Origin of the sequence: Brevundimonas kwangchunensis (genome assembly GCF_039523815.1) — a bacterium.
Lineage (GTDB): Bacteria > Pseudomonadota > Alphaproteobacteria > Caulobacterales > Caulobacteraceae > Brevundimonas > Brevundimonas kwangchunensis.
On sequence record NZ_BAAAGA010000001.1, the window covers coordinates 265,336 to 285,586 of the forward strand.

Below are 20,251 nucleotides of genomic sequence, written 5' to 3' on the forward strand. Positions count from 1 at the left end.
TGATGATCCAGAAGAACCATTTCAGTCTGAAAGACTGGATCCCCGCCAGCCTGGCGACCATCATTCTTTTGGTTGTCGCCTTCGTTTTCGGAGGCGCAAGCCGGCAACATGAATTGAGACTGGCGCTCGTCGAACTCGTCGCGCTGCCGACGCTCACGTTGGCGATCTTTGCACTAACCCGGTCGAGCGCGCCAAACCGGGGCAATACACTCGCGTTTTCTGTTCTTGCAGCGGTGGTCTTGCTGCCGATTGTACAACTGGCACCGCTACCCCCACAAATCTGGACGATCCTGCCGGGACGTCAGGAAATGGTTTTGGCTCAGGAACTCGCGGGAGTACCCCCCGGATGGAGTACGCTCAGCCTTACGCCTGACAGGACTTGGCGCTCGGCGCTTGCCCTGCTTCCGCCAGTCGCGATGTTCCTCGCCGTCCTTTCTGCGGATAGGAGAACACGTCATACGCTGGCCTTGCTGCTCCTCGGCGTGACCGCAGTCTCGATCCTGCTTGGAGCCGCCCAGCTCGCCAGCGGAGGCAACCGTCTCTACCCTTGGAGAACGACCGACGCTGGCCACGTCGTCGGCTTCTTCGCGAACAGAAATCATCTAGCGACTCTGTGTCTCGCCTCAATTCCATTCGCCTTCGTTCTTGGCGCACGCGCCAGCAGGAATCGACAGGCCAACAGTCGGATCTGGCTGTGGATATTTGGCCTTGCTATCGGCTTGGCCATCGTCGCGCTTGGGGTTATCCGGTCGCGAGCGGGGATCATTCTGGCCGGCCCGGTTATCGGCGCCGGTCTACTTGCTGCATGGGTCGCAACAGACCGTGGACGACCCAAACCGGTTGTGCTGGTGATGACAGGCGCATCAGTGATCGCCGTAGTCCTGATCTCTATTTTCGCCTTGGCTCCCCTGCTTGAGCGCTTCGATACGGGCGGAGCCGGCGAAGCCCGATTCGATAACTGGCCAATCGTGCTTGCCGCCAGCGACACCTTCCTTCCTCTTGGATCAGGTCTGGGCTCTTTCGACAGCGTTTTCAGGTCCGTCGAACCTATGGCGACCCTCGATGGAACCTTCTTCAACCAAGCCCATAACGATTATCTCGAGACATGGCTGGAAGCAGGATGGCTCGGCGCGGGTATCATCGTCCTCTTTCTGATCTGGTACGCCAGACGGTCGTGGACGGCATGGCGTTCGGGGGCAGGTCTTGATCGAGACCTTCAACGAGCCTCCAGCATTGCGATCGGTGTGATCCTTGTGCACTCCCTCGCAGATTACCCTCTCCGTACTGTCGCGATCTCAACGCTGTTCGCGATGGCCGCTGCATTGCTTGAGCTGGCTCGCACATCCGGAGGGCAGCAACCGGCGCATCGCACGCGCCGACAGCGAACGTGAAACTGAGGAGCTCTATAAGGTATCGATAGAAATGAAGCGCAGGACCTTTCTGTATTCGGGGCTGGCGTTAGGGTTGGGCGAGACCGTGTCTCCGGCCTCCTGCTCACAGTCGGCGATACTCACTCCGGAGATGTTTGGTGCCCGCGCCAACGGCGATGACGATTACGATGCCCTTTTGGCCTTGGCCAAATTCTGTTCGGGCCGCCGACACATTCGCGTTCGTTTTGCCCGCGATGCCCACTACAGGATCAATCGATTCAAGATCGAAGGTGGTCCCCGTGCAAACGGTGTCACCGACATCCTGTTTGACGGTCTCCAGGATTTTGAAATCGATCTGAACGGCTCGACGGTCGAAGTCGAGGGAAGGTTCTTCCGAAATCGGGACTTCGAGGGCTTTCCCTATAGTTGGACCAATTCCGTCACTCCCTTTGCATTCAGGAACTGCGCTCGGGGTGCTGTAAGAAATGGCCGATGCATCGGCAATGTGCGCCACACGTCGAGAGAACTCAAACCTAACGGATCAGGGATTGACAGCAATTGTTATGGATTCTCCATACTGGGTTGTGAAGATTTTCTCGTTGAAGATGTGGAGTCTTCCGCCTTTCCGGGCGACGGCTTTTTTATAAGCGCGACCACGGCAACATCCGGGACATCTACAGTATCCAAGAACGTGTCACTGCAGAGCTGCGTCGCCGAGTTCAACGCAAGACAAGGCCTGACAATCACGGCAGCTCGCAATGTCGACGTCATCGGTGGCAGATACAGTTACACCGGGTACATCGAAATGAACTCCTCAGGAGGACCCGTCGCAGGCCCGTACGGAGCACAATCGCCGTCTGCCGGCGTCGATATCGAACCGGATGCTCCCAATCCCGACGCCAAGACTGGCGACATACGCTTCCGCGATGTCACTTTTGAGGAGAATGCGGGCTTTCAATTCGTTTGCAGTACAATCTCTGACGGAGCCGAAGGGACCGGGCACGTATCGCTGATCAACTGCAGATTCAGAAGACGGGACCTCGCCGGCTCAGTCTCGTTCGGAGCCGATCGGGTGGATATCGTGGACAGTGAGTTTGAGAACGTCGGGATATGGCCACTCCACGGCGGCGCAAACCTTGACTTTAATCGGATGACCGGAAGCATTCGGGGAAACCGCCTGACTTCCAACATACCCGATGTCCGACTTCTGGCGATAGGTGATAATGGGGGGTCGGGAAGCCCACATCTTGATGTCGTCAACAACGTCTTTGAAATCTACGGGGGATTAGGTCCAGCAAATTACATCCCCATCCGAGTAGATCTCGCGCCGAACATCTCGTTCACCGACAATCTGATCCGCGTCAATGCGAGCGCCAACTCCGCAGCGCATTCCCCCCGTTCCAGGTTCGTCGTCGCCCGGGTGGGATCCGGGGTGTCTTCGAATGCGTGGAAAAGCGATGCCGCAAACAACGCATTGGTCATCGAGTTTCGAACTGCTCGACATGGCGGATTGCGGAGAGCTGACGAAAGATTGTCACCCGCGTTCGCGGCGATCGACCTCGCCTCAGGGCACAGACACGACACGCGAGGCCGGTACATTCTGAGAAACTAGACCAGACCCTTTTCCTCATGTCGCATCACGACAACCGAACGCAGCGCTTCCGCTTCGGTTGGTGCGAAGCGCGCGGTCAGGACGGTGCGTCGGCAGCCGGACAGGGAAATCGCGCTAAGCTCGCCACTGGCATACGCCTTTGTGTCTACGCCAATCCTGCGATGATCCGAATAGACGGACGTTGTTGGCGTATGGCCATGCACCACCACCTTTTCGAATGGCGTCTCGTCGTCCAGAAAGCGTCCCCTGATCCACATCAGATCCCGCTCAGACTGCCGATCGAGTGCGACGCCCGGTCGGGCGCCAGCGTGAGCGAAGAAATAATCGCCGATCGAAACACTATACTCGAGCGAGTTCAGGAAATCGCGCTCAGCGGTCGTGACCTTGTGGTCGAGATCTGCAGAAACCCGCGCCCAGGCCTCCACCCGGTGTCTGATCTCAGGCGGCTTCAGACCATAGGACGCCAGCGCTGCATCTCCGCCATATTCACACCAGTTCGGGCCGAATGACGGATCATCGAGGAACTTCAACATGGCTTCCTCGTGATTTCCTTTCAGAAACCGCCATTCGATGCCGATATCTCGAGGCAGCTTGAGCAGGTATTCAAGCACGCCACGCGAATCCGGCCCTCTGTCGATGTAGTCGCCTAGGAAAATGACCACCTTCCGTTCCGCCGTCGTGGCGGCTGCATCGACCATGATCTGGTCGACGAGGCCTTTCAGGAGGTCCAGGCAACCATGGATGTCACCCACCGCCCAAACGACAATGCCGTCCGGAAGTTGCGGAACTACCGGCGAGACTGGGGCCTTGGGCTTGCGCTTGAACAGGGTCGAGATCATCGATCTTCGCGACCATGGTGTCGGCCGCTGTCTATCTTTCTGGTCAGGTCAGGGAATGGACCGCCGCCGTCTAGGCGGTGCGTGCGTCCGTATCAGGGCGGAATTGCAGCTCAGGCCTCGAAAACGGCTCCGAAATCAGCGTTCGCCTGCGCATAGTCCGGCGGGCGTCCAATGTCCATCCAGTAGCCCTCTGCGCGTTGTTGTCGCACAGGAATTCCCTTGGCGATCATATCCGCAACCAAAGACGGCATATCATAGTAGGTGTCGGCTGGTATCAGACCAAGCGCCAAGGGCGAGAGGACATAGGAACCAGCGCTTATTGTGTAACTCTGCGTCGGCTTCTCATCGATCCGCAGTATCCTGCCATCTTCGGCGTTCACCACACCGAACGGAACTTGCATCTGGTAGTCCCGCACCACCACTGTAGCGGTGGTCCCCGCTTCCAGATGTGAATCGAGCACATGCCCGTAATCGACCTGGGTCAGGACATCGCCGTTGGTGACGACGAGCGGTTCCGATTGCGGCGGCAACAGCGATAGAGCTCCACAGGTGCCCAACGGCTTGTCCTCGCGGAGGTAGCCTATTCTCAGGCCCAGGTGGGACCCGTCACCGAAATGCCGCTCGATCTGGTCGGCCTTGTAGTTCACGGCTAGCCAGAAATGGCGAAAACCCTGCGCAGCCAGACTGCCGACGATGGTGTCCAGGATCGGTCGTGGTCCCACCTTCAGCATCGGTTTGGGAGTGTTGCGCGTGAGTTCCGCCAGTCGTTCCCCTTTCCCGCCGGCCATGATGACAACCGGATTGGTGCGAACGGGGATGTTCAGGAAGTCCGAGATGGTCGTCAGGCCAACGACACGACGATCCTCATCCAGCACCGGCAACTGTCGCAAACTGTGAGCGCGAAGCAGCGTAAGGGTGGCGGCGCGATCCTGGTGCTGGTCGATGCAGACCGGTTCGCGATTGGCTCCCTCTATGGCGCGATCCTCCAGACCGGCGCCCCGGATCAATGCACGTCGCAAGTCCCCATCTGACAGCACGCCCAGCAAACGCCTGTCATCGTCGACAATCAGCGCCATGCCCTTGCCGGTCGCGTCGATCGCCTTGAGCGCATCCCGGTAGTTAGCCCCTGGCCCGATTAGCGCTTGCTCCCACGGCCGCATCATGACGCCTCCGCCGCATCGCCTGATGGGGGGTCAAAGGCGTCGTCAAATGCATAGTCGCGTTCGGCGATCGTACCGATCAGACGCCACTCCTCCATTGGGGAAAGGCCGTCTGCAGGTCGTTTGGCCGTAACCGCATCTGCGGTTATCGTCTCACCGCGACGAACTGCCCGGGTCGCGACGAGAGCGCGGCGAGCGATCGGGATATTGCCGATTTCGGCCGGCGCGGGCCGCTTTTGGACGCTGCCCAAAGCGCTTTCGACTTCGCGAATGGAACGAATCATCGCCGCGAGTTCGTCGGGCTCGGCCGATGCGAGATGGTCAGGCCCTTGCCTGCGCCGATCCAGGGTAAAATGCTTCTCTATTACCGAAGCGCCGCGTGCGACGGCCGCCACAGCGACCGTCTGTCCCAGACTATGATCGGAATAGCCCACCGGCAGGTCGAAAGCGTCGGCCAGAGTGGCCATGGCGCGCAGGTTTATGGCCGCCAGCGGGGCAGGGTATTCCGTCGTGCAATGCAAGAGAGTGACTCTCTCCCGCAGCGCCGCTTGGCCATCCTGAAATGCGCGTTGAAGGTCGTGTTTTCCCGCCGGCACGCCCTCACGAGTCAGGCCAAAGGCGATAACAGCAAGGGCATCCTCAACCTCCTCAAGGGTGGCCATGCCGGTTGATACGATCAACGGGAGTCCGACACGCGAGGCTTCGAGCAGCATGGAGCCCCAAGTCAGGTCTCCCGACGGCACCTTGACCGCCGGCATACGGAGGCCGGCAAGGAAATGAAGGCTTTCGATATCGAAGGCCGTGGACATGAAACGAACGCCCCGCTTCTCACAGCGGTCCGCGAGGCCACAGTGTTCCTCGCGGCTCAGAACAAGGGATGCGACCATCTCCAGCTGAGTGCCTGACGATCCCGTATTGTGTTCCTGGTATGCGGCCTTGATCGCGCGCTGCGTCATGACATTCCGTGGGTTCCCCGACTGGAATTTGACGATATCGGCCCCGGCCTCTGCGGCCACATCGATCAGACGGCAAGCGTCGTCGAACGATCCGTCATGGTTCACACCGGCCTCTGCGATCACAAGCACCCGGTCAGCCATGCTGCGAATCACCATCGAAGAACCGCTTGCGGAGAAGAATATCCTGTGGGGGCGCCGTTCGCAGCACCTGCACAATACGCGCCGAACTGTGGCCGTCCCCATAGGGATTATCGAAACCCGGAACATCTCCTGCCAGCGCTCGATAGAGCGCTGGCTCTATCTGATCGGGCCTGGCTGCACATTGAATGACGGAAGGTCCCGCCAACCGGCCTTGCTGCCGAAAGCCGATATCAACCGTGGGGGTGCGGACCGACGGAGCCTCTCCCAAGCCGCTGGAAGAGTTCCCGACGACCGCGTCGCAAGCGGCCAGCAGAGGCAGGTACAATGGCCCGAGAGCGTCGTGGAGCGATGTGTTTGCACGTTCACGAACGAAGCGTTCCAGCCGTTCGTTCATCGTCACCCCGCCCGGATCGGCGTTGGCGCGCGTAAACCAGAGATGGATGTCCTCCGGTAGGGTCGAAAGACTTTCCAGCAAGGCTGAGAGTTCGCAAAGACCCAGGTCCGGCAACGTTGTAACGGGATGGAAGGTGACGAGCAGATTTCTGCTGGCCAGCGACCTGCCCAGACGGCGCTCCAGCACGTTCCGCTCGAGCGGCTTTATCCTGCGAAGATTGTCCAGAGCCGGGCTTCCGACGATGTGAACCCGGTCTGGCGACTCGCCCATCTGAACGATCCGGCCGGCCGCGCCTCGATGGGTTGCGAGATGAATGTGAGCCAGCTTGGTTATCGCATGCCGGATACCTTCATCGATCGCGCCCTCCGTCACATCTCCCCCGCCAATATGAGCGACCGGTGTCCGGGTGAGCATCGCCGCCTGCACGATGGCGAGAGTTTCGTACCGATCTCCGAGAACCAGGAGAATATCGGGCTGAAGAGCCGCAAGCGCTTCCGCAGTTCCAACGACGCAATGTGCGCTGGCCCGTGCCAGGGTGACAGGGTCATCGGCGGTGAGCGCCATGGGAACCGATGCGGTCACAGGCAGGCCATCAGCCAGAATCTGATCCACCGTCCGGCCGAAACGCTCCTCGAGATGAGAACCGGTGACAAGCACCTGCAGATCCAGGTCAGACGCCGCCGCGATATCCCTCATGGGCCAGAGCAACAGGCCATAGTCGGCACGGCCGCTCGTCGCGACGCAGATCCGCTTGTTACGGCTCACAACGCGTATCGCTCTGTTCTGTATCTCGCCAGATTGGCCGGGTCGCTGAACCAGTCGATGGTTTCACGCAGACCGCGTCGGAAGCCGTCGTCGCGACCGTACTCCGGAGCCCAGCCAGTGAGACTGTTCATCAACCCACTGTCGGCCCACAAGCGTTCAACCTCACTGGCATCGGGGCGCAGCCTTTGATCATCAGTGACGATGGCGACATCACGCCCCATAAGTCCGAAGATGGTCCGCGCCGTGTCGCCGATCGAAATTTCGAAGCCGCTGCCGACATTAACGGTTTGGCCGACCGCAGCATCGCATTCCGCGAGCGCCTCAAAGGCCCGCGCCGTATCGGTTACGAACGTGAAGTCGCGGGTGGGATGGACAGCGCCCAGTTTGATCTTCTCCGCACCGGCAGCGACCTGAGTGATGATTGTCGGAATGACCGCTCGGGCAGACTGCCGTGGCCCGTAAGTATTGAAGGGGCGGATCACCGTAACCGGCGTGCCAAACGCTGCATGGAAGCTGAGCGCAATCTGGTCCGCGCCGATCTTGGATGCCGAATAGGGTGACTGTCCTTGCAAGGGGTGAGCCTCGGTGATCGGAACGAACCGAGCCGTGCCGTAGACCTCGCTGGTCGAGGTATGCACGACCCGTTCGATGCCCAGATCTCGCGCCGCCTGCACAACGTTCAGCGTGCCGAGGACATTCGTCTCAACGTAGGTCTGAGGAGAATGGTAGCTGTAAGGAATTGCGATCAGGGCAGCGAGATGCAGGACTACGTCACAGTTTCTCGCCGCCGCCCGGACGCCATGAGGATCCCTGATATCTCCGGCGAAAACATCTAGGTCGCGGCGGATATCGAGCGGGCTCTCGTCCAACCACCCCCAGCTGCCAAGGCTGTTGTACTGGACGAAAGCCCGCACATTGCAACCGCGACGGATCAGCCGTTCTGTCAGATGCGAGCCGATAAAACCGTCTGCTCCAGTGACGAGAATCCGTTTGCCGTCGAGGTTCATTTCACGCCTCCGTCGCTTCCCGGCGATCAATGCCATGCCCGGCGTTCCGGATCGATATCCCCGTATAGCTTGAAGGAACCTTTCCAACCCTTCGACCCAGCCTGCGACACATCTCGCGAAAGGACACAGGATGGGGCAGAGCCTCGCCGCCGCCACCGCCTTTTTGCTTCCGACCGTCGGAGCTCGCGCCATTCCGTTTCCGGTTCTACTGATCGGCGCCGATGTTATCTTGCGGCATCGTGGGCGTGGCCGCCGACAGCAGCCCGGAAAGCGACTAGGATTTTCACTCCGGTTGACGATCCGCTAGTCGACGGACTTCGGGCCAGCCGTGGACGGCCAGCCCCTCTCGTTTTTCATCCAGGGTTTCACCAATGCCCCTGCTCAGAACCGCCTACAGCCTTTTGTTCGCCCTCACGATGGTCGCGTTGAGCGCCTGCGAATCTCCGCAGATGGGGCTGCGTCCGGCAGCAAGCGGTTTCGATCATGATGGGCCGGAACAACGTCTCACCAACCTGACAGCCCTGGATCAGCGTGTGGCTCGCGTGGCCTGGCGCCTGTCGACTGCGAACACTGACCTTTGTCCTGTCGTTCGCCAATCCGCTGGTTGGGCGCTGCATTCTGCCGGTCAGTATAGTGCCGAAATGCGGTCTTACGCCGAGAGTCGTTTCTCACTGGACGGCGATTTGCCCGGTGTCCTGTCGGCGCCCTCCGGATCTCCTGCCGCGCTGGCTGCACTGGAAACCGGGGATGTCATCGTCTCGGTGAATGGGGAACGCATGACACCTGGCGCGAGCGGCCGGGCGGCGCAGTTCGAGGGGCTGGCGGCCAACATCGCCAGGCTGGATGCAGCATTCGCCCGCGGCCCCGCCGAACTCTCCGTGCGCAGACGCGGCCAACTGATCTCGACACGCATACAGCCCGTGAGCGCATGCGGCTACGAGGTCCAGTTGAACCCGTCCGACGAACTGAACGCGCGCGCAGACGGTCGGCGCCTTTTCATAAGCACGGCCTTGGCCAGCTTCGCGCAAACAGACGACGATCTCGCCCTGATCCTCGGTCACGAACTGGCGCACAACGTGCTGCGTCATCGCAGTTGGTCCGAGACCGGCGGTGAGGGACGCACGGTCGTCGCCGCCGACTGCGATCCGCGCCTGTGCGCCGATGGCAACCACGAACGACAGGCCGACCGTGTCGGCCTCTATCTGATGGCCCGGGCGGGTTACGATCCCGCGATCGCCGCGCCGTTCTGGCGTCGTTTCGCCGAGTCGAACTGGCGGGTACGCTATCCCTCGCTCGCGCATGCCTCGGCGGGTGTGCGAGCGACGCGTCTGGAAGCGGTGCAAGCGGAGATCGAAGCAAAGCGCGCCTCGGGAGAACCGCTTTTACCCTAGATGACTTCGGCCGCTTTCAGATCCGCGAGCGTATCAATGTCCGCCGACCTGCCGGCCGGCATAATCCATGCCGCAGTCTGTCCCGGTTGCAAGAAGGTGCGCTCGCGTTTCAGCCATTCAATTTCGGCTGCATACACGGCGCCATTCAGACTCCAGGCTGACGGAAGATCCTGTCGTCGCAGACTGGCTCCTGCCGGAGGCTCGACAAAGGCTGACAGTTTTCCGTCTTCGTCGGCGTGATAGGTCAACCAAGGATGAACCTCGGCCGCGGTTACGGAAACCACCGCTGGCGCCTGGTGGAGCAACATCAGGGCGCCATCAATGTCTGACGTGGCACGTAAGGGCGAAGTCGGCTGTAACAGCACCGCAATATCGTGGTCCGGAGAGCGTTCGATCGCGTCGAGCAGGACACTCATCGAAGTGGCTTCGTCAGTCGACAGAACAGCATCCCGCACGAACGGCGCCTCGCAGCCGAACGAACGTGCTGCCGAAATAATGTCTGCGTCGTCCGAGCTCAGGATTAGTGTGTCAATGTGCGCAGAGGCCTGTGCCGCCGCTATCGTCCATGCGATTAACGGGCGTCCCCGGAACGGAATGAGATTTTTGCCGGGAAGTCCCTTCGAACCGCCTCTCGCGGTGATGACAGCAATGACGCGGCGATCACCCAGCATCACGCGCCCCATTCCGGCAGTCGCTGCTCGACCGCCCGCAACTGCTCGCTGGCGACCATGATGTGATAGAGCGAGCTGGCCGGGGCCGGCTCCTGGACGAACTCCCCGTCCGGCTTCAGCTTGTCGCGCCACAGGCCGCTAGGCTCCAGATAGCGCATCAGGCCCTTCAGGGCCGAATGGGCATCGCGGACGTAGCGGGCGCGGTCGCCCTCCCCCGCACCCTCGGCCAGGATCAGCGCCGCCTTGAGCCGTTCCGTCTGCGGCCAGAGGCGGGCTTGGGCCGAGCGGACGGTCAGGTCGTCGTTGAGGGCGTCCATGGCGATGCCGGTGCGGACGTCCACGCCGCGCGCGCCGATCCGATACAGAGCCTCCGCCGCCGAAAGCGCCCAGGCGTCACCGCGCAGATGCCCCCAGCGGGCCAGCAGCCAAGCCCATTCGAACTGGTGTCCGGGCTCGACCAGCCGACCGTCCTCGCCTGACGCGGGCTTCCAGTCGGCGTCGAAGAACTCGCGCAGGAAGCCGCCTTCGGCGTCGATGAAGTGCGCTCTGGCCATGCCGACGATCGCGTCGGCGTGACGGGTCCAGTCGCCGCCGGGCTCCAGCTCTTCCCACGCGAGACAGGCCTCGAGCAGGTGCATGTGGGCGTTGGCCTGGAAGGGATGATCGCCAGCCTCGCGCCAGCCGCCGGCGGAATGGCGAAGCGGACCGAGCGCCTCGAACAGGCGATGAGCTCGTGCGGCGTTGGCAGCCGGCTCGATACCCGCCGAAGCCGCGGCGGCGAGCGCGAACAGGACGAAGGCCTGATCGTAGAGCCAGGGCGTGTCATCCAGAACCGCACCGTCGCGACCGACGCGCGTGCGATAGAGGCCGTCGGAGCGCAGATTGCTGGTCTCGAAGGCCGCGAGCCCCTCGGCGACCAGCCGCTTCCACGGCCCGGACCAGCCGGCCTTACCCGCAGCCGCGTAGACATAGGCCTGACGGCCCTGCACTCGCGCCCGGCGGAAGTCGCCGACCGCCTTGCCTCGCGCGTCGAGCGCCTCGGCGAATGCCCCGTCGTCCTCGACACCCAGCGTGCCCCACAGCGGCAGGGCGGCCAGATCCATCCAGTCGAAGAACCGCGAAGCCGTGGCGGCGAAGCTCTCCTGCGCGCCCGGCGTGAGGTGGCCCGGCGACATCTCGCGCAGGCGCTCGACCAGGCTCTTCACCTCCTGCGAACGGCTGAGGTGGCAGACCAGGACGGCGTCCGGCTCGGCGATGATCGCCAGGTCGGACACGCCGGCGGTGGCGACCACCATGCCTTCGGCCGCACGCACCAGATTGGCGCCGTCGCCATTGCCCCCGATCCACAATCCTCTGCCGCCGGTGTCAGTGGCCGCGACGGCGTCCCAGGCGCCCAGATCGGACCAGCCGAAACCGACCGGCAGCACCCAAACCTTCCGGCTGCGCTCCAGCACCGCATAGTCCATGGAGATCCGCGGTGCGGCTTCGAACTCCGCCTTCAGCTCCATCACGCCGGACGCGCCGCCGGGCATGGCCGACGCGACCGCGGCGCCCACGTCCGGCGCGAAGCTGCGCACCTCGTCCAGCAAGGTGCGGGCGGCGACGACCAGATTGCCGCTGTTCCAGAGATAGCCCTGAGCGACATAGCCGGTCGCCGTCTCGCGATCCGGCTTCTCGACGAAGGATCGCACCGGCGACAGGCCCGGCTGCTCGGGATGGATGTAGCCATAGGCCGAGGACGGCTCTGTCGGGTGCACCCCAAACACGACAATCCGGCCCTTGTGCGCGGACTCCACGCCTTCCAGAACCGAGGCGCGGAACGCTGCGTCATCGGGAATGTGATGATCAGAGGCGACAAAGACCGCGACGCCCTCGGGGTCCTGAGCGGCGATCCATTCCGCGGCCGCGGTCATTGCGGCGGCGGAGTCGCGCCCGGTCGGCTCCAGCAGAACCGCGGCCTCGACCTCGCCGAGCTGTTCCTCGACGAAGCCGCGATGCTCCTTGCCGGCGACGACGACGACGCGCCCGCCGTCCCGCGCCAGAGGCTCGACGCGCCGCACGGTCTCCTGAAACAGCGACAGGGGGCTGGTCAGGTCCAGGAACTGTTTCGGCTTCTCGGGGCGCGACGCCGGCCACAGCCGCGTACCCGCCCCGCCGCACAGGATCACCGGAAAGATCGCCATGTCGCGGTTGCCCCTCAATCTGCAGTCGGACGGCGACGATGTCCGCCGTCCGACCCGGATCGGGCAGCCGTCAGAACGTCGCGCGCCAGTTCCCCATTAGCGCATAAGCTGGCGGCGCGTCACGGACGTGGCGGTCATCGCGCGTGACCACTGCGCGCAGGGCCAGCTGGGAGCCGTTCGGAAGGGCGTGGACGCTGCCCAGCGACATATCGACCTGACGACCCGTCGGCGAGGCCGAGAAGCGGCGTTCCGAGAAGGTCAGCGGATCGAAGTATCGCAGCGGGGCGTCCGCCAGCACGGCAGTGAACTCGCCGCTCTCCACGCGCAGCGGTTGGGAGATCGACCAGGTCAGGGACTGACAACCGAACCCGAGCTGCTTGCAGAAGGTGGTCAGGCCCACGCGCCAGCTGGAGCTGACCGCCTGTTCCGACAGCGTCATGAACTGCCCGTCCATTCCGGTCCGCGCCCAACCCATCTCGGCGTCCAGCCACAGGCCGGAACCGAGATCCGTCCTGCCCGATACGCCGGCGAAGGTCGTCTGGCTGGGCATCTCCATGCCCGAACCGAACGGCACGAAGGATCCCAGCGGCCCCATGCGCTCGTCCAGTCCGCCGGCCGCGAACCTGACGTTGGTGCCGGGCGCGGCCTCCCAGTTCATCGCGAACCGCGAGTAGCGAGAGACATCGTCCTCGGCCGCCTTGAACGGCATGGCGCGATCGCCCACGCCGGCGTCGGCGGTGAAGGTCAGCTGGCCCAGTCGGATCGCCCCCATCCAGGCCCGATCGACCTGGGCGAGCGAAGCGAAGCCATCGCCGGCGCCGAGCTCGAACGGCGAGCGGGCGCCATTGCGGCCCTGCCACATCGCGATCACGCCGTTGCCCGTCGAAAACTCGACCATCATGTCCTGGCGTTTGCGCTCGTCCAGCCAGGGGGTGATTGAGGCTGATGCGGCGGCCGGGTCGTAGATGCTGTCGTCGTGCGTCGTGCTGCTGGTCAGCGCCAGCTGGCCGCCGAACGGCGCGTCGACCCGCAAGGTTGCGGCCTCACGGCGAAGCTCGGGCATTCGGGCGCGGTCGCCTCGCGGCGCGCCGCTGAACGAGTCCGCCAGATTGACCCGGAACATGCGGTTGTACTCGTCGTGTCCGACGGTCTCGAGCGCACCACTGTTGCGCAGCGCGTCGCCCAGCGCCGCGCCGGTATAGGCGAACCGCTGGGAGGTCACCGCGACCGCGCCGCCGCTGGCGGTCGCGACCGAGGTCGAGCCGACCGGCTGGAAAGCCTGGGCGATGTCCAGCAGACCGCGGCCGTAAACGGTGTCGGTGCCGGTGGCCCCCGCATCGCGCGCCGTCCGCAGGAGGATGGCCACGGCGTCCTTGCCCGTCAGGTTCGGGAAGGCGTCGAGCAGAAGGGCGAGGGCGCCCGCAACGGCCGGTGCGGAAAAGGACGTTCCGCTGATCCGCCAGCAGATGGTGCCGTCGCAGCTGGTCAGGACCCCGGCCCCGGCGGCGCTGATATAGGCCTCGCGTGACAATCCGGCCCGATTGGAGAAGCTGGCGATCTGATTGGCGCTGTCGTGGGCGCCGACGACGATGATGTTCCCCGCGAACCGGGCGTCGGTAGCGTAGCGGCCCGGCCATTCAGGGTCCACGCCGCCCTCGTTGCCGGCCGAGATGGTGAAGACGATACCAGCGGCGACCGCCCGCGAGAGCGCGGCCTCGAACGAAGCCCCCAGCGCGCTTTCGCCGCCGAGGGACATGTTCACCACCGGAATGCGATGCAGGATCGCATAGTCGATCGCCCGCACCAGATCAGCCGACTTGAAGCAGACCTGGTCCTCGTCCTTGCAGCCTTCGCTGACATCGGTCCGGATGGACACGATAGTGGACTCGTAGGCGACGCCGATCGTTCCGGTGTTGTTGAAGTTCGATGCGATGATGCCCGCGACGTTCGTGCCGTGGGCCGGCTGCCCCTCCGGACCGATGATCCCGCTCGGATTACCGCGACCGACGACCACGTCGGTCGACAAGGCGACAGAGATCCGTCCCTGCAGATCGGCCTGTGCGAAGTTGATGCCGGAGTCGATGACGCCGATGGAGATGCCGGCGCCCGTCGCTCCCCTGTCCCACGCCGCGATCGCGCCCGTGTTCCCGACGCCGTAGTTCCGCGTGTACTCGGTCGAGGTCGGAAGCGGCGGCGGGGGTGGCGGTGGAGGAGGTGGTGGTGGTGGCGGTGGAGGAGGTGGTGGTGGCGGAGGCGGGGGGGGAGGAGGCGGAGGAGGGATGGGCGTCACGACACTGCCGCCGCCGCCACCACCGCCACCCCCGCATGCCGCCGTCAGAGGCAGCACGGCTGCGAGGGTCACTACCGGCAATAGAGCCTTGACTATCCGCAGCTTGCGCATCGCATTACCCCAATCTCCACCCCTTTCAGAACTGTATGAGACTCCCTTTCGCGTCTGGCAATCCACTCAATTACGTTCGGGCAACTCCGGTTCGATGAATGGCCCACTCAGTGTCTCGTTCGCTACGGCTTGACCATTCAGGGCCGCAGCGGGGTTCAACGCGGCTGTGGCTTCGAGAAACGTGCCCGGCTTCATCGACGGTTCCTGCGCCGTCTGAAGCCCGGCGACACGCGCCAGGTCGGCGATGAAGGTGATGCAGTTGCGCCGACGCAGATCGTAGGTCGAGCCCTCCGGGCTGTTCCACCAGTCCGAGCGGGCGCGCACGGCGTCGAAGACCTGATCGGTGACCGTGACCCGCAGATAACCCCTGCCCTCGCCGATGTAGCGCTGCTCCGGCTCCTGCACGACGCCGCCGGCGCGCCCGAACAGGAGGTGCGGGCCAGGGTTTCTCGCCGTGAAGCCCGCCGCCCAGTTGACCGCCTCGCCGGTGTCTTCCCGCGTCCCGGTCGCGTGGATGTAGGCGTGAGGGAACAGCAGGTCGCCGCCGCGAATGCGGGCCCCCGGATGGGCATAGAAGGTCAGGGTCACCTCCCCCCAGGCCTGACCGGCGACAAGCGCCAACAGAAGGCCGGGGATCAGGGCGCGAAGGCAGGAACGGATCATGGGGCTCTCCGGCTCGCGCCTACCCTAGGCGCCGGAAGCAGAATGCACAAAGGCCGCCGGAGTCGCCCCCGACGGCCTTCGTTTGATCCGTTCGTCGGATCAGTGCGAGGCGGGCGCCGCGACCACGTCGCCACCGCGCGCCGGTGTCCGGGCTGCGGCGATCGCGAAGACGGTCAGGATCACGTAGCCGACCATCGGGATCAGGAAGGCCAGGTTCAGGCCGGCCTGGTCCGCCACCGCCCCGCCGACCAGCGGCAGGATGGCTCCGCCGATGATGGCCATGCACAACAGGCCCGAGGTCGCCGAGGCCGGTGCGGTCGAGCGCTCCAGCGTCAGGGTGAAGATCGCCGGGAACATGATCGAGTTGAACAGGCCCACCGACAGGGCGGCGAAGGCGGCATTGAAGCCGCCGGTCTGCGATACCACCAGGCACAGGATGGCGGCCACCGCGGTGCAGACCGCCAGCAGCAGGCCGGCCGGGATACGCGTCAGGAAGGCGCTGCCCGCGAAGCGCCCCATCAGGGCGCCGGCCCAGTACAGGGCGACCAGACGGCCGGCGTCGTGGATCGGCAGGCCCAGCACGCCCTCCGAGTGCAGCAGGTTGGTCATCAGGCTGCCGATGGTCACTTCGGCGCCGACGTAGAAGAAGATGCCGATGGCGCCGAACACGGCCCAGCGCGACGACAGGGCTTTCAGCGGCGAGCCCGGCAGGTCGGCCGAGGCATTGGCGCTGGCGGCGGTCAGCTTGCCGCGCACACTCCAGATGAAGGCGCCCAGCAGGGCGAAGAAGACGGCCAGACCGATGAAGATGGTGTCGATGTTGCGCAGGGTCGCGGCGCGGGCGGCGGCCGGGTCGGTCACCACTTCGACAGCCTCGGCGACGGGAATGGTCGGTTGGGCTGCGATGCCGCCGATGTAGTTGTGCAGGAAGATTACCCAGCCGACGATCAGGCCTGCGGCGGCGCCGACGACCAGCCAACCCTTGATGTCGCGACGCAGGGCGCCGATCAGCACGCCGGCCACAAGGCCGAGACCGACGCCCAGCAGGATCAGGACGAGGGCGGTCGGCGAAACCAGGGCGCTGACGCCGCCGACGGCGAAGATGCCGCCCGACAGCATGACGGTTGCGCCCAGCAGAGGACCGACGACCGTACCCAGGGAGTTGAACGCCTGGGAGAAGACCAGACGGAAGTGAGAGCCCTTCGGGGTGCCCAGCGACGCCGCCAGCGGGTTGGCCGCCACTTGCAGCAGGGTCACCCCCGCCGCGATGACGAACAGGGCCACCAGCACGCCGGGGTAGAAGTCGAAGATCGTCGCCAGCGGCACGATCAGGGCGCCCAGCACCATGACCGCGAGGGCGCCGACCACCGACTTCGCATAGCCCAGCTTCGACAGCACGGCGGCGGCCGGGAGGGACACGATACCGTAGGCGGTGAACCAGGCGAACTGGGTCAGCAGGGCCTCGGTGAAGTTCAGATCGAACACGCCCTTCACCGCTGCGATCAGCGGATCGATCAGAGAGGTGGCGAAGCCCCAGGCGAAGAACAGGGTGGTCACATAGGCGAAGGCGAGGCCTGTTCCCGGACGCGCCGCCGGTTGCGTGTTGTCGGTCATTTCACTTCCCATGTGCCGTTCGCATCCCTCATGCGCGGCCTTGTTGTCGCCTTGGTTCCATCCGGAAGCCCCTGCGTCCAGCGGTTTGAGGGAAACAGTAACCAAAAGTGGCCGGTTCCCGAGCGGCCGATACAGCACGGGCCGCCCCGGTTTCCCGAAGCGGCCCGCACCAGACCACTACGCGGTCGGGGGGATCAGAAGCGGTAGTTCACGCCGGCCAGGAAGGTGCGGCCGTACTGCTGATAGTCGATGACCCGACGGGCATCGTTGTTCTCGAAGGTCTTGAACTGCTCGTCGGTCAGGTTGTTGACCTGGAACAGAACCGACAGACCCTCGGCCGGACCGGACTGGAACTCGTAGCCGATCTGGGCGTCGACCACCGACTCGGCGTCGACCATCCGCTGGATGCGGTCGGTGCCGACGCCGGACAGCTCGCCCAGGAACTCCGAGCGATAGCGGTTGCTGATCCGCGCCTGGAAGCCGTTGCGTTCGTAGTAGACCGTCAGGTTTGAGACCGTTTCCGACAGGCCCGGCAGCGGCTGGGACGGGTTGCCCGGGTTCGAGACGATGTCGCTGTCGGTGTACGAAGCGCTAAACGTCATGCCGAAGCCTTCCAGAGGCTCCCAGAACAGATCGAACGGCAGGGACAGGGCGAACTCGGCGCCCTGGATCATGCCGCCCTCGCCGTTCTGCGGCTTGGACAGGAAGCCCTGACGGAGGGTCGGAGGGGTCGGACCGGTGTACGGGAAGCCCGTGAAGTCGGTCAGGGTCTGCTCGTCGTAAACGTAGCTCTCCAGATCCTTGTAGAAGAGCGCCAGCGAGACATAGCCCCGGCGACCAAAATACTTCTCGATCGAGATGTCGGCCGCATTGGCGATCCACGGACGCAGGTTCGGGTTGCCGCCGCTGCCGCCCCAGGGCGAGTTGTTCACGTCCGTGCTGGTGGCGCGACCTTCATTGAAGTCGACGTTCACCGAGGCGCGCATCTGGTCCATGCGGGGACGCGCCATCTCGCGAGCAAGGCCGAAACGGACATAGAGATCGTCGCGGACCTGGAAGTTCAGGTTCAGGCTCGGCAGCACCTCGTTGTAGCTGTCGCCGCCCGAGATCGGGACCGGGGTCGCCGGGTTGCCGGCGGCCACACGACCGTCCGAGCTCTGCTCGGTGTGCACGAACTGGACGCCGGCATTACCGGTGACGGGCATTCCGAACAGTTCGGTGTCGATGTCGCCCATGACGTAGGTCGTGGTGACCGTCTCCTGCACCGCCCAGCCGAAGGCCAGCAGGTTGTCGTCCTGCGGAGCCAGCAGCTCGTAGATGCCGCTGGCGACGAGGGCGAACGGATCATAGCTGATGACCGGGCCGATCCCGAGGAAGTCGAGGTTGGTCGGCGCGAGCAGGAAGCGGGCCGGGACCGGAACGCTGGTATTGTGCAGCGGATCGGCGCGGTTCGCGGCGAGCGACAGATAATAGCGCTCGAGCGTCAGCTCCTTCTCGCGATCGGTGATGTTCATGCCGAACTCGATACGGCTGAACGGACCGGCCTGGACGTCACCGCCGACGTCCAGACGAACCGAGGTCAGTTCGTCCATCGTCGACGGGCTGTTGATGAAGCCGTCCTGACCGCCCTCGATGCCCGCCGGGTAAACACCGCCACCCCAGCCCTGCGCGCTGGTCAGCAGGATCAGCGTCGGATCGGCATAGTTCAGCAGCGAGCTGAAGGTCGTGCCTTCCGGCGTGGTACGGAAGGTCAGGCTGTCCAAGGCGCCGGTGACGTTGCGCCCGGTGCCCGCGTTGGTTTCCAGAACCGTATCGGTCCGGTCGGCCTTCGAGTAGCTGAGGTCCAGGGTCGCCGACCAGATGTCGTCGATCATGAACTCGTTGTTCCAGCCCACCGCGGTCAGTTCGGCCGTGCGGCGGTTGCCGTCGTTACGAACGACGCCCTTCACATTGTCGAAGGTGCCCGCGACGACCATACCGTCCTCGACGGTGAAGCCGGGCCGCAGGGTGGGCGCCGGACGGCAGACGGCGATCGGACCCGGGCATGCGCCGGACGAACCACCCCACGCCAGCGGGAACTCCACGCCGCGCAGGATCTGGGTGTTGTCGAACTCTGAGTAGAAGGCGTCGAAGGTCGAGTGCCAACGGTCGTTCGGGCGATATTCGACCGTGGCCATGTAGCCGTCGCGGACCAGTTCGCTGGACTGGACGTAGGGCTTGGCGCCGCCGATCACGAGGTTGGGGCCTGCGACCGCGTTATCGCCCGGATAACCCCAGGCATTGAAGCGCTCGGCCTGGTACGGCGTTGACATGTGGGCGTAGCCCAGAACGACGCCGAGGGTGTCGTCCATGAACTGGTCAATGAAGCTGATGCTGAAGCGCTGACCCGTGTCCTCGGTGCCCGAGTTGAGCGCGCCGTAGTCGTTCCACTCATAGCGAGCGTTCAGCGCGATGGCCTGACGACCGTACTCCAGCGGACGAATGGTGCGCAGGTCGGCGGTGCCGGCCAGACCCTGCCCGATCAGGGCGGCGTCCGGGGTCTTGTAGACCATCACGCTGCCGAGCAGTTCCGACGGATACTGGTCGAACTCGACGCCGCGGTTGTCGCCGGCGGAGACCTGCTCGCGACCGTTCAGCAGGGCGGTGGTGAAGTCCGGAGCCAGCCCCCTGATCGAGATCACCTGACCCCGACCGTCCAGACGCTGGGCCGTCAGACCCGGCAGACGGGCGAGCGACTCGGCGATGGAGACGTCGGGCAGCTTGCCGATATCCTCGGCGGTGACGACCTCGACGATCGAGGTTTCGGTCCGCTTCGAGGCGATCGAGCTTTCGATCGACGAGCGGATGCCGGTGACGACGACCTCGCCGATGTCGGTGGGTTCGTCCTGCGGCGCCGTCTGGGCCGAGACGGTTCCGGCAATGGCCAGAAGGGCGACAGCGCCGAAGGCGGAGCCGGCAAGAAGGCGCGCACGCCGGGTGACCTGAAGTCTCATCTCTAATCCTCCCTGTCCGGCGTCTTCTGACGAAACGTCCGGCATCTGATCGCAAAGTTATGCAAACTTCTGGCAAGCTTGCAAGATGCGC

The 20,251-nt window shown here is 64.1% G+C and carries 14 protein-coding genes; 3 read left to right on the top strand and 11 right to left on the bottom strand.

Going from position 1 to position 20,251, the window contains the following annotated elements:
• Positions 1 to 2: 2 nt before the first annotated feature.
• Both ABDZ95_RS01315 and ABDZ95_RS01320 read left to right on the top strand, forming a co-directional pair.
• A complete protein-coding gene (locus ABDZ95_RS01315) occupies positions 3 to 1,391 on the top strand; it encodes an O-antigen ligase family protein (protein WP_343789180.1) in 1,389 nt (462 codons plus the stop codon).
• A complete protein-coding gene (locus tag ABDZ95_RS01320; RefSeq protein WP_343789184.1) occupies positions 1,327 to 2,982 on the top strand; it encodes a hypothetical protein in 1,656 nt (551 codons plus the stop codon). The genes ABDZ95_RS01315 and ABDZ95_RS01320 overlap by 65 nt, the downstream gene beginning before the upstream one ends.
• Here the strand turns inward: ABDZ95_RS01320 and ABDZ95_RS01325 are convergent.
• The 5 genes from ABDZ95_RS01325 to ABDZ95_RS01345 all read right to left on the bottom strand — a co-directional run bounded on the left by ABDZ95_RS01325 (position 2,979) and on the right by ABDZ95_RS01345 (position 8,280).
• A complete protein-coding gene (locus ABDZ95_RS01325; protein ID WP_343789187.1) occupies positions 2,979 to 3,821 on the bottom strand; it encodes a metallophosphoesterase family protein in 843 nt (280 codons plus the stop codon). The genes ABDZ95_RS01320 and ABDZ95_RS01325 overlap by 4 nt on opposite strands.
• Positions 3,822 to 3,931: 110 nt before the next feature.
• Positions 3,932 to 4,984, bottom strand: a complete 1,053-nt coding sequence (locus ABDZ95_RS01330) for a nucleotidyltransferase family protein (protein ID WP_343789190.1) — start codon at positions 4,982 to 4,984, stop codon at positions 3,932 to 3,934.
• Positions 4,981 to 6,078 (bottom strand): N-acetylneuraminate synthase, encoded by a 1,098-nt coding sequence (neuB, locus tag ABDZ95_RS01335; protein ID WP_343789193.1) that lies wholly within the window; start codon positions 6,076 to 6,078, stop codon positions 4,981 to 4,983. Before neuB ends, ABDZ95_RS01330 begins: the two co-directional genes overlap by 4 nt.
• Complete coding sequence (gene neuC / locus ABDZ95_RS01340; RefSeq protein ID WP_343789196.1) at positions 6,071 to 7,237, bottom strand: UDP-N-acetylglucosamine 2-epimerase; 1,167 nt, start codon at positions 7,235 to 7,237, stop codon at positions 6,071 to 6,073. The genes neuB and neuC overlap by 8 nt, the downstream gene beginning before the upstream one ends.
• The gene (locus ABDZ95_RS01345) at positions 7,234 to 8,280 is read right to left on the bottom strand and encodes an NAD-dependent 4,6-dehydratase LegB (RefSeq protein WP_343789199.1); all 1,047 of its coding nucleotides are present in this window, start codon (positions 8,278 to 8,280) and stop codon (positions 7,234 to 7,236) included. The genes neuC and ABDZ95_RS01345 overlap by 4 nt, the downstream gene beginning before the upstream one ends.
• Positions 8,281 to 8,615: 335 nt before the next feature.
• Here ABDZ95_RS01345 and ABDZ95_RS01350 point away from each other — a divergent pair, with 335 nt between their 5' ends.
• Positions 8,616 to 9,635 carry a M48 family metalloprotease gene (locus ABDZ95_RS01350; RefSeq protein ID WP_343789203.1) on the top strand — a complete coding sequence of 340 codons (1,020 nt, stop codon included), beginning with the start codon at positions 8,616 to 8,618 and terminating at the stop codon, positions 9,633 to 9,635.
• Here ABDZ95_RS01350 and ABDZ95_RS01355 read toward each other — a convergent pair.
• The 6 genes from ABDZ95_RS01355 to ABDZ95_RS01380 all read right to left on the bottom strand — a co-directional run bounded on the left by ABDZ95_RS01355 (position 9,632) and on the right by ABDZ95_RS01380 (position 20,160).
• On the bottom strand, positions 9,632 to 10,306 hold the full coding sequence (locus ABDZ95_RS01355; protein WP_343789206.1) for an acylneuraminate cytidylyltransferase family protein: 675 nt from the start codon (positions 10,304 to 10,306) through the stop codon (positions 9,632 to 9,634). The two genes, ABDZ95_RS01350 and ABDZ95_RS01355, sit on opposite strands and share 4 nt — an antisense overlap.
• Positions 10,306 to 12,489: an AGE family epimerase/isomerase gene (locus ABDZ95_RS01360; protein ID WP_343789209.1), complete on the bottom strand. Its 2,184-nt coding sequence runs from the start codon at positions 12,487 to 12,489 to the stop codon at positions 10,306 to 10,308. Before ABDZ95_RS01360 ends, ABDZ95_RS01355 begins: the two co-directional genes overlap by 1 nt.
• A gap of 70 nt (positions 12,490 to 12,559) precedes the next feature.
• Positions 12,560 to 14,623, bottom strand: a complete 2,064-nt coding sequence (locus tag ABDZ95_RS01365) for a S8 family peptidase (protein WP_343791203.1) — start codon at positions 14,621 to 14,623, stop codon at positions 12,560 to 12,562.
• Positions 14,624 to 14,956: 333 nt separating this feature from the next.
• Positions 14,957 to 15,553: a hypothetical protein gene (locus ABDZ95_RS01370; protein WP_343789213.1), complete on the bottom strand. Its 597-nt coding sequence runs from the start codon at positions 15,551 to 15,553 to the stop codon at positions 14,957 to 14,959.
• Between the two features lie 99 nt (positions 15,554 to 15,652).
• Positions 15,653 to 17,167, bottom strand: a complete 1,515-nt coding sequence (locus ABDZ95_RS01375) for an MFS transporter (protein ID WP_343789216.1) — start codon at positions 17,165 to 17,167, stop codon at positions 15,653 to 15,655.
• A 194-nt stretch (positions 17,168 to 17,361) separates the two neighbouring features.
• On the bottom strand, positions 17,362 to 20,160 hold the full coding sequence (locus ABDZ95_RS01380; RefSeq protein ID WP_343789219.1) for a TonB-dependent receptor: 2,799 nt from the start codon (positions 20,158 to 20,160) through the stop codon (positions 17,362 to 17,364).
• Positions 20,161 to 20,251 lie beyond the last annotated feature (91 nt).